Source organism: Pseudarthrobacter sp. NPDC092439 (assembly GCF_044754945.1).
Taxonomy (GTDB): Bacteria; Actinomycetota; Actinomycetes; order Actinomycetales; family Micrococcaceae; genus Arthrobacter.
The window spans coordinates 402,769-415,893 of sequence record NZ_JBIVQB010000001.1 but is presented as its reverse complement, the minus strand read 5'-3'; the positions used below and the strand labels follow the sequence as shown (position 1 = coordinate 415,893).

11 protein-coding genes are annotated in these 13,125 nt (G+C 67.4%); 8 read left to right on the top strand and 3 right to left on the bottom strand.

The annotated features are described in order from the left end of the window. Nucleotides 1–32: 32 nt before the first annotated feature. Nucleotides 33–839 (bottom strand): peptidylprolyl isomerase, encoded by an 807-nt coding sequence (locus ACIQCM_RS01925; RefSeq protein ID WP_400604282.1) that lies wholly within the window; start codon nt 837–839, stop codon nt 33–35. Nucleotides 840–1,059: 220 nt separating this feature from the next. Here ACIQCM_RS01925 and hisS point away from each other — a divergent pair, with 220 nt between their 5' ends. Then, nucleotides 1,060–2,418, top strand: a complete 1,359-nt coding sequence (gene hisS, locus ACIQCM_RS01920; protein ID WP_400603605.1) for a histidine--tRNA ligase — start codon at nt 1,060–1,062, stop codon at nt 2,416–2,418. A gap of 1 nt (nt 2,419) precedes the next feature. Here hisS and ACIQCM_RS01915 read toward each other — a convergent pair whose 3' ends face one another. Then, nucleotides 2,420–3,679: an APC family permease gene (locus ACIQCM_RS01915; RefSeq protein ID WP_400603606.1), complete on the bottom strand. Its 1,260-nt coding sequence runs from the start codon at nt 3,677–3,679 to the stop codon at nt 2,420–2,422. Nucleotides 3,680–3,784: 105 nt separating this feature from the next. Here ACIQCM_RS01915 and aspS point away from each other — a divergent pair, with 105 nt between their 5' ends. After that, nucleotides 3,785–5,575 carry an aspartate--tRNA ligase gene (aspS, locus tag ACIQCM_RS01910; protein WP_400603608.1) on the top strand — a complete coding sequence of 597 codons (1,791 nt, stop codon included), beginning with the start codon at nt 3,785–3,787 and terminating at the stop codon, nt 5,573–5,575. Nucleotides 5,576–5,707: 132 nt separating this feature from the next. Here the strand turns inward: aspS and ACIQCM_RS01905 are convergent, their stop codons facing one another. Continuing rightward, complete coding sequence (locus tag ACIQCM_RS01905) at nt 5,708–6,385, bottom strand: acVLRF1 family peptidyl-tRNA hydrolase (RefSeq protein ID WP_400603610.1); 678 nt, start codon at nt 6,383–6,385, stop codon at nt 5,708–5,710. Between the two features lie 138 nt (nt 6,386–6,523). Here ACIQCM_RS01905 and ACIQCM_RS01900 point away from each other — a divergent pair, with 138 nt between their 5' ends. From ACIQCM_RS01900 to ruvX, 6 genes are all read left to right on the top strand, one after another. Beyond that, nucleotides 6,524–7,936, top strand: a complete 1,413-nt coding sequence (locus ACIQCM_RS01900; protein WP_400603612.1) for a replication-associated recombination protein A — start codon at nt 6,524–6,526, stop codon at nt 7,934–7,936. A 170-nt stretch (nt 7,937–8,106) separates the two neighbouring features. Beyond that, a complete protein-coding gene (gene rpsD, locus ACIQCM_RS01895) occupies nt 8,107–8,733 on the top strand; it encodes a 30S ribosomal protein S4 (RefSeq protein WP_009357431.1) in 627 nt (208 codons plus the stop codon). Nucleotides 8,734–8,878: 145 nt separating this feature from the next. Then, a complete protein-coding gene (locus ACIQCM_RS01890) occupies nt 8,879–9,253 on the top strand; it encodes a DUF948 domain-containing protein (protein ID WP_400603614.1) in 375 nt (124 codons plus the stop codon). A gap of 19 nt (nt 9,254–9,272) precedes the next feature. After that, a complete protein-coding gene (locus tag ACIQCM_RS01885; protein ID WP_400603616.1) occupies nt 9,273–9,524 on the top strand; it encodes a DUF6167 family protein in 252 nt (83 codons plus the stop codon). 130 nt (nt 9,525–9,654) lie between these two features. Then, on the top strand, nt 9,655–12,333 hold the full coding sequence (alaS, locus tag ACIQCM_RS01880) for an alanine--tRNA ligase (protein ID WP_400603618.1): 2,679 nt from the start codon (nt 9,655–9,657) through the stop codon (nt 12,331–12,333). Nucleotides 12,334–12,341: 8 nt separating this feature from the next. Then, nucleotides 12,342–12,941 carry a Holliday junction resolvase RuvX gene (gene ruvX / locus ACIQCM_RS01875; protein WP_400603620.1) on the top strand — a complete coding sequence of 200 codons (600 nt, stop codon included), beginning with the start codon at nt 12,342–12,344 and terminating at the stop codon, nt 12,939–12,941. Nucleotides 12,942–13,125: the final 184 nt, after the last annotated feature.

Here is a 13,125-nt window from a genome sequence, read left to right as displayed (position 1 = left end):
GGTACTGCACCGTAGCCGCTGGGCCAGGCGTCCTACTTCAGAGAAAACGAGTCTATCGTGACTGGTTCCACAGGTGTGCCGTCTGTTGCGCCGGCACCCGGCGTAATTCCGGCCGCCGCAATATCGGACACCACATCGAGCCCGGAGGTCACCTTGCCCACCACGGTGTAACCGCCCGCGCTGTCGGCCGGAATTACCGTGTCCTTGTAGACGATGAAGAACTGCGTGCCGTTACCGTACGCGTTGTTTCCGGTACGTGCCACGGCGATGGTGCCGGCAGGGTAGGTATTGTCCTTGGGCGTGTTTTCCAGCGGACCCCAGGTGTATTCGGGATCGCCTTCACCGGTGCCGGTCGGGGAGCCGCACTGGAGGACGGCGAACGCCTCGCCGGTGGTCAGTCGGTGGCAGGTCTTGCCGGAGTAGTACCCTTCGTCGCTGAGCGATTTAAGGACGGCCGCGGCCTGCGGCGCCTTGGTTCCGTTGACTTCGACGCCAAGCGCACTTCCGTTCAGGACAAGCTTGCCCGTGAAGGTCTTGCCGGCAGCAGTGTCAGCGGCTGGGATGTTGGCCCCGTTGGTGGCCTGGGCAGAGGGACTGGCGGAGGCGGACGGTGCGGCCAGGTCGGCCTGCGCGGCGGCGAACTCCTCTTCCGTGGGGTTTCCCGCGAAGGAAGTGAGCTGGAGGACGACGGCGAGCACCACGGCGGCGGTGCCCGCACCGGCGGCGATCAGGTTGTCGCGCCTGCGACGCTTCTGCTGGTCCCGCCGGAGCTCACGCTTGGCTTCCATCTGTTGGATGCGCCGCTTTGTCTCGCGGGCGCTGCGTGGACTGGCCGCCAAGGGGTCCTCCTCGTAGTAGTGCCGCGCGCCTGCCGTCCCGGCCGCGCGCAGTTCCCTGCCCAGCCAGCGCAGGGCCCGCCGTATTAGAGATGCCGGCTGAAGGCGCATAAACTGACTGCCGCACATAGTTTATGCATGACTGCCTGGACAACTCCGCCGCGGACCGTTTTCGGAGACCGGCAGTATCCCGGCAGCCTTCACCAAGAGGAGAACTTCCACCATGGCACGCAGCGCCTCCCTGTCCGGATTCCCCGAGTGGCTTCCCGAGGAGCGGCTGGTGGAGCTGCATGTGCTGGACACGCTGCGCCGGGTGTTCGAACTGCACGGCTTCAGCTCGATCGAGACGCGCGCGGTCGAGACCGTCGGGCAGCTCCTTCGCAAGGGCGAGATCGACAAAGAGGTGTACGGCCTCAGCCGGCTGCAGGACGACGAAGGCGATGCCAGGGGAAAGACCGATCCGCACGCCCTGGCCCTGCACTTCGACCTCACGGTGCCGTTTGCACGCTATGTCGTGGAGAACGCCGGCTACCTCGCCTTCCCGTTCCGGCGCTACCAGATCCAGAAGGTGTGGCGCGGTGAGCGCCCCCAGGAGGGCCGTGCCCGCGAGTTCACGCAGGCGGACATCGATGTAGTGGGCGACGGCGACCTTCCCTTCCGCTACGACGTCGAGATCGCGCTGGTCATCGCGGAGGCGCTCAGCGCCCTGCCCATCCCGGACTTCCGCCTGCGGATCAACAACCGAAAGCTGGCCGAGGGCTTCTATCGCGGCATCGGGCTGACGGACACGGCAGGGGTGCTGCGGAGCATCGACAAGCTTGAGAAGGTGGGGCCGGCCAGGGTTGCCGAACTGCTGCAGGAAGAACTGGGCGCCACCGCGGAGCAGGCGGAGAAGGCGCTGCGGCTGGCCGGAATACGCACCGCCGACACGTCCTTCGTTGCCCAGGTGCGCGCCCTCGGTGTGAGCAACGACCTCCTCGAAGAAGGCCTGTCCGAACTGGAACAGGTCATCGCCGCCGCAGTGCAGCGCGCGCCGGGCAAGGTGCTGGCCGACCTCAGCATCGCCCGCGGACTGGACTACTACACGGGCACCGTGGTCGAAACCGTCCTGGTGGGGCACGAGCAGCTGGGCTCCATCTGCTCCGGTGGCCGGTACGATGCCCTGGCAGCCAAGGGAAACCGCAAATTCCCCGGCGTCGGCCTGTCCATCGGCGTCACGCGCCTCGTGTCGCGGATCCTCAGCCAGGAACTCGCGAAGGCGTCGCGTGCGGTACCCACCGCGGTGTTGGTGACGCTCACGCATGACGACAGCTGGGACGCTGCCCAGGACGTTGCCGCGCTGCTGCGCAGCCGCGGTATCCCGACGGAGGTGGCTGCGAAGGCCGAAAAGTTCGGCAAGCAGATCAAGTTCGCGGACCGTCGCGGCATCCCCTTCGTCTGGTTCACGGACGACGACGGCACGCACCAGGTCAAGGACATCCGCACCGGCGAGCAGGTGGCCGCGGCCCCCGAGACCTGGATGCCGCCGTCGGAGGATCTGGCCGTGCAGGTGGCCACTACCGCCACCGCATCGGTGGTCTGAGCTAGCGCCGAAAGCGCAGGACCAGCCAGCGGCCGGCCACACCGGCAGCGAGAACCGCTGCCATGGTGGCTACGGAGGCGGGCGGCAGCGTCAGGGCCAGCAGCAGACAGCCCAGGAATCCTGCCGCGTTGAGCCACTTGGGCGCATAGCCCGGATGGCGGTCCAGCGTGAAAGCGGCAGCATTGGCCACGGCGTAGTACACCAGAACGCCGAAGCTCGAGAAGCCCACCACGGTCATTACGTCCACGCTGAGCAGCAGCAGGATGACGACGGCGGCCACGGCGAGTTCCGCCGCGAACGGCACCCGGTGGCGTACCCCCACGCGTGCGAGCGGCGAGGGAAGATCGCGTTCCCGGGCCATCGCCAGCGTGGTCCGGCCCACCCCGGTGATCAGCGCGAGAAGGGCTCCGAGACAGGCAGCCGCCGCACCCGCCTGGACCAGGGGCGCGCCGTCGGCCAGCCGCGAGTGCAGCACCGCATCCAGCAGCGGCGTACGGGATGCTGCCAGCAGCCCGTCCCGGAGGTGGTTCTGCAGGAGCAGCCCCAGTCCCAGGTAGATTGCGAACGCCGCTGCCAGCGCCGCGAGGATGGCGCGCGGAATGGAGCGGGCCGGGTCCTTGACCTCCTCGCCCAAGGTGGCGATCCGGGCGTATCCGGCAAACGCAAAGAACATCAGGCCCGCCGCAGTGAGGACGCCACCGGGCGCCGCCGCGCCGCCGTCGGACGCTCCCGCCGCGGCTATCCCTGCGCCCGACGGGTGCGGACCGGTCAAAGCTGCCGCCGCGACGAACGCGAGGGTGGCCAGCACCACGGCGAGAAGGATGCGGGTCACCAGCGCAGTCCGGGTGATGCCCAGCAGGTTGACGCCGGTCAGGGCAACGACGGCGGCGACGGCCACGGGGACGGCGTATCCGGGTGCCATGTAGTTGCCGAAGGTCAGCGCCATCGCGGCGCAGGAGGCCGTCTTCCCGGTGACGAAGCCCCAGCCGGCGATGAAACCGGGCCAGGGCCCCAGCCGTTCCCGGCCGTAGACGTAGGTGCCTCCGCTGGTGGGGTACCTCGCGGCCAGTGCGGCTGATGCCACGGCGTTGCAGTAGGCCACGGCTCCTGCCAGGAGCACGGAAACCGCCAGCATATTGCCGGCCAGTGCGGCTGCAGGGCCGAAAACGACGAACACACCCGCGCCGAGCATGGAGCCCAGGCCGATGATGGTGGCGTCGGTGGTGCTGAGCCTCCGCTGCAGCTGCGGATGTGCGCCCATGCGGGGACCGTGCCTTTCAAGCGGGTAAACTCAGACGGGATCGTTCCTGAACGATCCTATTTAATTTCCGCTGATTTCCTGCTGTCGTCTCTAGAAAGGCGTGCTGTGCTGCGCACACATGACCTCGGATCCCTTCGTTCCGAGAACATTGGACAAACCGTAACCCTGGCCGGCTGGGTTGGCCGACGCCGCGATCACGGTGGCGTGGCATTTGTTGATCTTCGTGACGCGTCCGGTGTGGCACAGGTTGTGGTCCGCGAGGAAGAGATCTTCCACGGCCTGCGCAACGAGTACGTCCTGCAGGTCACCGGCACCGTCTCCAAGCGGCCTGCGGGCAACGAGAACCCGGCGCTGGCCACCGGCGACATCGAAGTCATCGCCGAGGACGTCACCGTCCTGAACACTGCGGAAGCGCTGCCGTTCCAGATCGACGAACACGTCGAGGTCGGTGAGGAAGCCCGCCTGAAGCACCGTTACCTGGACCTGCGCCGGCCCGGCCCGGCCCGGAACCTGCGCCTGCGCTCGGAGGCTAACCGGGTGGCCCGTGAATTGCTCCACCAGGACGGCTTCGTGGAAATCGAAACACCCACGCTGACACGTTCGACGCCGGAAGGCGCCCGCGACTTCGTGGTTCCGGCACGCCTGGCGCCCGGTTCCTGGTACGCCCTGCCGCAGTCGCCGCAGCTTTTCAAGCAGCTCCTGCAGGTTGGCGGCTTCGAGAAGTACTACCAGATCGCCCGCTGCTACCGTGACGAGGACTTCCGCGCCGACCGCCAGCCCGAGTTCACGCAGCTTGATATCGAGGCGAGCTTTGTGGACCAGGACGACATCATCAGCCTGGGCGAAAACCTGGTCAAGGCGCTGTGGAAGCTGATCGACGTGGAGATCCCCACACCCATCCAGCGGATCACGTACGCGGACGCCATGGCCCGCTACGGCTCGGACAAGCCGGACCTGCGTTTCGGCCAGGAACTGACCGAGCTGACGGAGTTCTTCAAGGACACCAACTTCGGCGTGTTCAAGGCACCGTATGTCGGTGCCGTCGTCATGCCCGGCGGCGCCTCGCAGGCCCGCCGCGCCCTGGACGCCTGGCAGGAATGGGCCAAGCAGCGCGGTGCCAAGGGCCTGGCCTACGTCCTCTACAAAGAGGACGGCGAACTGGCCGGTCCGGTGGCCAAGAACCTCACTGACACCGAACGCGCCGGCCTCGCCGACGCCGTCGGCGCCAAGCCGGGCGACTGCATCTTCTTCGCTGCGGGCGAGAAGACCCCGTCCCGCGCCCTGCTCGGAGCCGCCCGGGTGGAGATCGGCCACCGCACCGGCCTGATCAACCCGGACGACTGGGCCTTCTGCTGGGTGGTTGACGCTCCGATGTTCGAGCCTGCCGCCGCTGCGGTGGCCTCCGGTGACGTTGCGGTCGGCACCGGCAAGTGGACCGCCGTGCACCACGCGTTCACCTCACCCAAGCCTGAGTTCCTGGACACCTTCGACAAGGACCCGGAGTCTGCGCTGTCCTACGCATATGACATCGTCTGCAACGGCAACGAAATCGGCGGCGGTTCCATCCGTATCCACCAGCGCGACGTCCAGGAGCGTGTGTTCGAACTCATGGGCCTGGACCGTGCGGACGCCCAGACCAAGTTCGGGTTCCTGCTGGAGGGCTTCAAGTTCGGTGCGCCCCCGCATGGCGGCATCGCCTTCGGCTGGGACCGCGTGGTTGCGCTGCTGGCCGGTGTGGAATCGATCCGCGACGTCATAGCGTTCCCCAAGACCGGCAACGGCTACGACCCGCTGACCCAGGCTCCGGCGCCGATCACCGCGCAGCAGCGCAAGGAAGCCGGCGTGGACTTCAAACCGCAGGCCAGGCCCGAAGAGAAGAAGGCCGAGGACAAGTAGGCCCGCAAACCTTCGAAAAGCTCCCTGCTGCAGGGATGGTCCGGCGGCAGGGAGCTCTTTCTTAAGCCCAAGCCCGATACTTGAAGCTGCAAGTAAAGCCGGTCGTGGACGCTGTATCAGCGGGCCGGCCGGCTACGCCTGACCGGCGGCGTCGGTGACCTGTACACGCACGGAGCAGGCGTCGCCGGCGGCCTTGAGCACGACGGCGGCGCGCGGCTCCGGTACATCCAGCCAGGCCAGTCTCGGTGCGCCGGAGTAAGCCCGCAGGGCCGGATGCGCGAGGACCTGGTCCGCCAGTATCCTGTCGCCGCCGGGAACCAGGTATTCGAACGGCGGGGCGGAGCCGAAAACGGCCGTCGCCTGTGCGGCCACGGCATCCACCAGCGCGTCCGCCTGGTTCCCGCGGCGCCGCGCAAACCGCTGCTGGGACTGCCCGCCGGCGGAGGTGCGGCCCTGCACATACCGTGTTCCCGCCTTGCTGGCGAGCAGCCGGCCTTCCGAGGCAACGCCTATGCCGTAGCCTCCCCGGCGCACCAGCACCAGGCCGAGCCGGCGCGGTTGGGTGGCCAGCGCGGCCAGCCGCTCCACGGCGTCGGCGCCCCGCCCCGGACGGCCGTCCGGCGGCCACGGGGGCTGAAGGAGTGCAGTGGTGCCGTCGGCCGCGACAAGCCGCACGCCGTCGTCGTCATCGCTGATTTCCCAGCCGCCGTGGGCGCTGCCAAAGCGCTCCGCCCAGCCCGGCAGCCGGGCGCCGGGCACGAACGTGGTGCGTACGGACGGCTGCCGTCCGCCCCGGGTTGCTGCCGGCATGGGGCCTCCTCTGAATGCTGCCACTGCGCGAGATGGCACTTCGCGGCAGTGTTCCCCGGCAGCATTGCCGTGAAATGCCATCTCGCGGGAAGGGCCGTCGGCGCTGGCCGAATGATTGACTGCAAGTAGCCTATCTATGTGGATGATCTCTTCGGGCAGGGTGCAGGCGGCGACGATGACGGGCCGGACAACAGTGCCGGCCCCGGCGCGGGCGGCGCCAAAGCTCCGCGCAGCCCCCTCGCTGTGCGCATGCGGCCCCGCAACCTTGATGAGGTGGTGGGTCAGCAACACCTGCTGGGCCACGGCTCGCCGCTACGGCAGCTGGCCGCCGGTGCTGACGCCGCAGGGCCCGCCGGGCCCGCCTCGCTGATCCTGTGGGGACCGCCCGGGACGGGCAAGACCACCCTTGCACACGTGATCGCCCGCGGACCGGGGCGCAAATTCGTGGAGCTTTCGGCCATCACCGCCGGCGTGAAGGACGTTCGGCGCGTCATGGACGATGCCCTCACCGCCCGGGACCTCTACAAAACCACCACGGTCCTCTTCCTGGACGAGATCCACCGCTTCAACAAGGCACAGCAGGACGCCCTCCTGCCCGGCGTCGAGAACCGCTGGGTGGTCCTGGTCGCCGCTACCACTGAAAACCCTTCCTTCTCGGTGGTGTCGCCGCTGTTGTCCCGGTCCCTGCTGCTGACGCTGAAGCCGCTCACCGACGCCGATATCGAAGGGCTCCTGGTCCGGGCGGTGCAGGATCCGCGCGGACTCGACGGCAAGGTTGCCCTTTCCGACGAAGCCCTGGCGCACCTGGTGCGCCTTTCGGGCGGTGACGCCCGGCGCGCGCTGACCGCCCTGGAGGCCGCCGCCGGCGTCGCTTTTGGCGACGCCGATGACGCAGCTGATGGTGATGTCGGCCCGGTGAAAGTCGAACTCAAGCACACCGAACGTGCCCTGGACGTGGCCGCCGTCCGCTACGACCGCGCCGGCGACCAGCACTACGACGTGGCCAGCGCGTTCATCAAGTCCATCCGCGGCTCGGACGTGGACGCGGCGCTGCACTACCTGGCCCGGATGCTCGAGGCGGGGGAGGACCCGCGCTTCGTGGCCCGGCGGATCGTGATCTCCGCTGCGGAGGACGTAGGCATGGCCGATCCCACCGCGCTGCAGACAGCCGTTGCCGCGGCGCAGGCGGTCCAGCTCATCGGCATGCCCGAAGGCAGGATCATCCTTGCGGAGGCGGTGGTCCACCTTGCCACGGCGCCGAAGTCCAACGCCGCCTACATGGGCATCAACCAGGCCATCGCCGACGTCCGGGCAGGCATGGGCAACGGCATCCCGGCGCACCTGCGCGACTCCCACTACCCCGGTTCCAAGCAGCTGGGCCACGGCCTGGGGTACAAGTACGCCCATGACGCTCCGCACGCGGTGGCCACCCAGCAATACCCGCCGGATGACCTGGTGGGGAAGGACTACTACCGGCCGACGGGCAACGGTGCCGAGCGGGACATCGCGGTGCGGCTGGAGCGCCTGCGGCGGATTGTCCGGGGGAAGTAGCCCCATGGTAGGATGGATGTTTGTCTGGCAAGGCACGGACGCACAATCCCCTTGAATTTCCTTCGAGTAGGTTATGCCCTGTGCCCAGTAGCAAAAGGCAGCGGTTGGCCGATGCTCTCCATCGTGGAGGCCAGTAACACTGACACACCGCAGATATTGGAAGGACACAAGTGGCTAACAACACTCGTGCTCGCCGTCAGGCCCGCCTCTCGCGGTCCCTCGGCATCGCTCTGACCCCCAAGGCCGCCAAGTACATGGAGCGCCGCCCGTACGGCCCCGGTGAGCATGGCCGTGCCCGCAAGAAGCAGGACTCCGACTACGCCGTACGTCTGCGCGAAAAGCAGCGCCTGCGCGCCCAGTACGGCATCCGCGAAGCACAGATGACCCGTGCCTTCGAAGAAGCCCGCCGCACCAAGGGCCTGACCGGTGAGAACCTCATCGAGCTGCTCGAAATGCGCCTGGACGCCCTGGTCCTGCGTGCCGGGTTCGCCCGCACCATCGCCCAGGCCCGCCAGCTGGTTGTGCACCGCCACATCATGGTCGACGGCGTCCGCGTGGACCGCCCGTCGTTCCGCGTCGGCGAGGGCCAGCTGGTCCACGTCCACAGCCGCAGCGAGACCATGGTTCCGCTCCAGGTTGCAGCAGCCGGCGCCCACCGCGACGTCCTGCCCGCCGTTCCGGCCTACCTGGACGTCAAGCTCGAGGCACTGCAGGCCCGCCTGGTCCGTCGCCCCAAGCGTTCCGAGATTCCCGTGACCTGCGAAGAGCAGCTCGTCGTCGAATTCTACGCACGCTAAATCCCAGCAGCGTATCCAAAGAAGCCCGTGGCAAGCGCCGCGGGCTTCTTTGTATGTAAGGTACTTGGGGGACATCTGCGGCGCAGCCCTTTGCGGGCGCCCGGGGATGGTGCCGGTCCACAGGATTTTGAGGAGATGAACGTATATGTCTGGTGGCGATATTGCCGGCCTGATCGCTGCCGGGGTGTTCGCACTCCTGGTGCTGCTGCTGGCCGTGCCCATCCTGAAGCTGGGCAAGGTCTTTGATGAGGTCCGCACCGCCATCAGGTCCCTCAGCGACGGTGCCACACCCCTCATGGATGAAGTGACGGCCACGGTCTCCACCACCAACCAGCAGCTCAAAAAGGTGGACGGCATCTCCTCCAACGTCTCTGACGCATCGGCGAACCTGTCAGCACTTTCCTCGCTGGTTGCCGCCACCATGGGATCGCCGCTGATCAAGGTGGCAGCATTCAGCTATGGCGTCCGCACCGCGCTGGCCAACCGCAAGAAGCACGCTACCGGCCGCCGCAGCCGCTGAACCTGGGAAGAGACAAACCATGAAACGACTTTTCTGGATGGGAATCGGCGTGGCCATTGGAGTCATCGCCTTCAAGAAAGTGACCGAAGCCCAGTCCAACCTTGGTCCGGAGGGACTGAACCGGGCGGTGGGCCGGCTGGCGGACGGCATCTACGACTTCGCGGACGCCGTACGGGCCGGCATGCACGAGCGGGAAACCGACCTCCGCTCGGCCCTGGGCGTCGACCAGTCAGCAGGGGCCCCGCCCCAGGCGCGCGTCGGCCTCCGCTGACGGACCGGGCACCCCGCCCGCCCGCAGCAATACCAGAACCACACCGGCAGGGGCCGTTTCCAGGGACCTGCCACGCGAGACATCATCCGCACCAACCACGGGCGGACCAAGAAGGGTAAGTAGACAGCACATGAAGTCGCAGGAGATCACGAAGCGCTGGGTGGACTTTTTTGTCAGCAAGGGCCACACGGCGGTTCCGTCCGCGTCGCTGGTTTCCAGCGACCCCTCGCTGCTGTTCACGGTGGCCGGCATGGTGCCGTTCATCCCGTACCTCACCGCCCGTGAGGAAGCCCCCTACTCCCGCGCCACCAGCGTCCAGAAGTGCATCCGCACCGGCGACATCGAAGAGGTGGGCAAGACCGCCCGCCACGGAACGTTCTTCCAGATGTGCGGCAACTTCTCGTTCGGCGACTACTTCAAGGAAGACGCCATCAAATTTGCCTGGGAGCTGCTCACCAAGAGCGTTGACGACGGCGGCTATGGCCTCGCGCCGGAACGCCTCTGGGTCACGGTTTACCAGGAAGATGATGAGGCGGCCGAACTGTGGCTGAAGAACACCGGCGTTCCGGCCGAACGCATCCAGCGGATGGGCAAATCGGATAACTACTGGCACACAGGCCAGCCCGGACCGGCCGGCCCCTGCTCGGAGATCTACTATGACCGCGGCCCGGCCTACGGCGTTGAAGGCGGACCCCTCGCGGATGAGACGCGCTACATCGAGATCTGGAACCTCGTGTTCATGCAGTACCAGATCGACAACGTCCGCTCCAAGGAGGACTTCGATGTGCTGGGCGAGCTGCCCAAGCGCAACATCGACACCGGTCTCGGCATGGAACGCCTGGCCATGATCCTCCAGGGCGTCGAGAACATGTACGAGACCGACCAGGTCCGTCCCGTCATCGACAAGGCTGCAGAGCTTTCCGGCAAGGAGTACACGTCCGCGGAGTCCGACGATGACCCGCACCACACGGATGACGTCCGCATGCGCGTGGTCGCGGACCACATCCGTTCCGCCCTCATGCTGATCTCCGACGGTGTCACCCCCTCCAACGAGGGCCGCGGCTATGTGCTGCGCCGCCTGATCCGCCGCGCCGTCCGCTCCATGCGCCTCCTGGGCGTGGAGCAGGCCTGCCTGCCGGAACTGCTGCCTGCGTCCCGGGACGCCATGAAGGGCGTCTACCCCGTGGTTGAGACCGATTTCGACCGCATCAGCCGGATCGCCTACGCCGAAGAGAAGGCGTTCCTGCGCACCATCGCCTCCGGCACCGCCCGCCTGGAAGACGCGGTCCGCGAGTCCAAGGCCGCCAATAAGCCACTGTCCGGCGCCGACGCGTTCACCCTCCACGACACCTACGGCTTCCCCATTGACCTCACACTGGAAATGGCCGAGGAAGCCGGCCTGAAGGTGGACGAGGCAGCCTTCCGCAGCCTCATGCAGGAACAGCGCCAGCGTGCCCAGGCCGACGCCAAGGGCAAGAAGGGCGGCCACGCCGACCTGAGCGCTTTCCAGGAGATCCTCGCCCAGGGCGAAACCGTCTTCACCGGCTACACCGAGCTCGACGGCGAATCCCGGGTACGCGGGATCCTCACCAACGGCGTTCCGGTTCGGCAGGCGTCCACAGGCGACGAAATCGAACTGGTGCTTTCCGAGACACCGTTCTATGCCGAGGCCGGTGGCCAGGCGGCGGACACCGGCCTGATCACGGGAGACGGCTTCGTGGTCGAGGTCCTGGACGTCCAGCGTCCGCTGAAAGGCCTGAGCGTCCACAAGGCCATTGTCCGCGAGGGCGAAATTCCGGCAGACGCCCTGGTGCGTGCCGCCGTCGACCGTGAACGGCGCCATGCTGCCGAGCAGGCACACACGGGTACGCACATCGTGCACGCGGCGCTGCACCAGATCCTTGGTCCGGAAGCCACCCAGCGCGGGTCCTTCAACAAGGCCGGCTACCTGCGGTTCGACTTTGCGTGGGGCGAAGGACTGAGCACGGCCACGCGCTCCGAGATTGAGGAAGTCTCCAACCTCGCCATCCGAAATAACTTCCGGGTGGAAACCAAGGTCATGGGCCTGGCCGAGGCCAAGGCGCTGGGCGCCATGGCGCTGTTTGGCGAAAACTACGGCAGCGAGGTCCGGGTCGTTGAGATCGACGGCGCCTGGTCCCGTGAGCTCTGCGGCGGCACCCACGTGTCCAACACCTCCCTGATCGGCAGCCTCTCGCTGCTCGGCGAGCAGTCGGTAGGCTCGGGGAACCGCCGCGTCGAGGCTTTCGTGGGCATGGATGCCTTCCGCCACCTGGCTGCCGAGCGAGCGCTGGTCACGGAACTGACTGAGATGCTGAAGGTGCCCTCGGGACAGCTGGCCGACCGCATCGCAACCACCCTTGCCAAGCTCAAGGCCACGGAAAAGGAACTGGACCGGCTGCGCAAGGAGCAGCTGGCGTCCGCGGCAGCGCAGCTGGCCGGCAGCGCCAAGGACGCCGCCGGAGTCCGCGTCATCGCCCATGACGCCGGAACCGTCAGCGGTGCGGACGATCTCCGCGGCCTCGCCCTGGACCTGCGCAACCGGCTCGGTTCGGCTGCTGCCACAGTGGCTGTGGCCGGTGTGGCGAACGGCCGCCCCATGGTCCTCGTTGCCACCAATGAGGCAGCCCGGGAAGCAGGCGTCAAGGCCGGTGCGCTGGTGCGCCTCGCCGCAGGCGTCCTTGGCGGCGGCGGCGGCGGCAAGGACGACGTGGCCCAGGGCGGCGGCACCGACGCAACCAAGGTTCCGGCGGCCCTGACAGCCATCGTCGACGCCATTTCGGCCCGCTAAACCGCATCATGAACCATGCTGCAACGGCCGGCGGTTACCCCCAGGGTGTGAAACTGGGGGTGGACGTGGGCACTGTCCGGGTCGGCGTGGCGCTCTGCGACCGCGACTCGATCCTGGCCACGCCGTACAAGACCCTGGACCGCAACGCCAGGAAGAATTCGGACGTGCGCATCATTGCGGGCCTCGTCGCCGAGCTTGACGTGGTCCAGGTTTTTGTTGGACTGCCGCGGACGCTGAAGGGCGAGGAACGGGCGTCGGCCCAGATGGCCACCGAGTACGCCGGGCTGCTGGCCGCGGAACTGGCAGCACGTGGCATCGGGGTGCCCGTACACCTGGTGGACGAGCGCCTCAGCAGCGTCACCGCCCACCGCAACCTGCATCAGGCTGGCATGAGCAGCAGGGACCACCGTAAAGTAATTGACCAGGTCGCAGCGGCGGGTATCCTCCAACATGCGATCGACATGCAAAAAGCCAGGGGAGCGGACGTCGGTTCACGCGTGAACGTGCCGGCCCCTGCCGTTAAACCGGCAGCCGGCGGACTGGACAAGTCTGTCCCGGATATGCCGGTGGATACGGCCCGATCTTCAGATAATGGAAGGCAACAGTGAGCCCTGCCAACATCGACGACGCTTCCGGCTCCTGGGGCGGGGGATCCGCGCGTCCGCTGACCCGGAAGGAGCTCCGCGCCCGGGAAAAAAGCCTGGAGACCGGCAAACACGGGGCCGTGCCCGAGCAGGCCTATGAAACGGGCCACGACATCCCGCCCCAGCCGGTCCAGCCACCGGTTGCCGC

Coding starts and splice junctions, on each gene's coding strand:
- ACIQCM_RS01885 (WP_400603616.1), top strand. CDS start 9,273: ATGAAACGACTTTTCTGGATGGGAATCGGCGTGGCCATTGGAGTCATC.
- alaS (WP_400603618.1), top strand. CDS start 9,655: ATGAAGTCGCAGGAGATCACGAAGCGCTGGGTGGACTTTTTTGTCAGC.
- ACIQCM_RS01890 (WP_400603614.1), top strand. CDS start 8,879: ATGTCTGGTGGCGATATTGCCGGCCTGATCGCTGCCGGGGTGTTCGCA.
- ACIQCM_RS01915 (WP_400603606.1), bottom strand. CDS start 3,679: ATGGGCGCACATCCGCAGCTGCAGCGGAGGCTCAGCACCACCGACGCC.
- ruvX (WP_400603620.1), top strand. CDS start 12,342: ATGAACCATGCTGCAACGGCCGGCGGTTACCCCCAGGGTGTGAAACTG.
- hisS (WP_400603605.1), top strand. CDS start 1,060: ATGGCACGCAGCGCCTCCCTGTCCGGATTCCCCGAGTGGCTTCCCGAG.
- ACIQCM_RS01905 (WP_400603610.1), bottom strand. CDS start 6,385: ATGCCGGCAGCAACCCGGGGCGGACGGCAGCCGTCCGTACGCACCACG.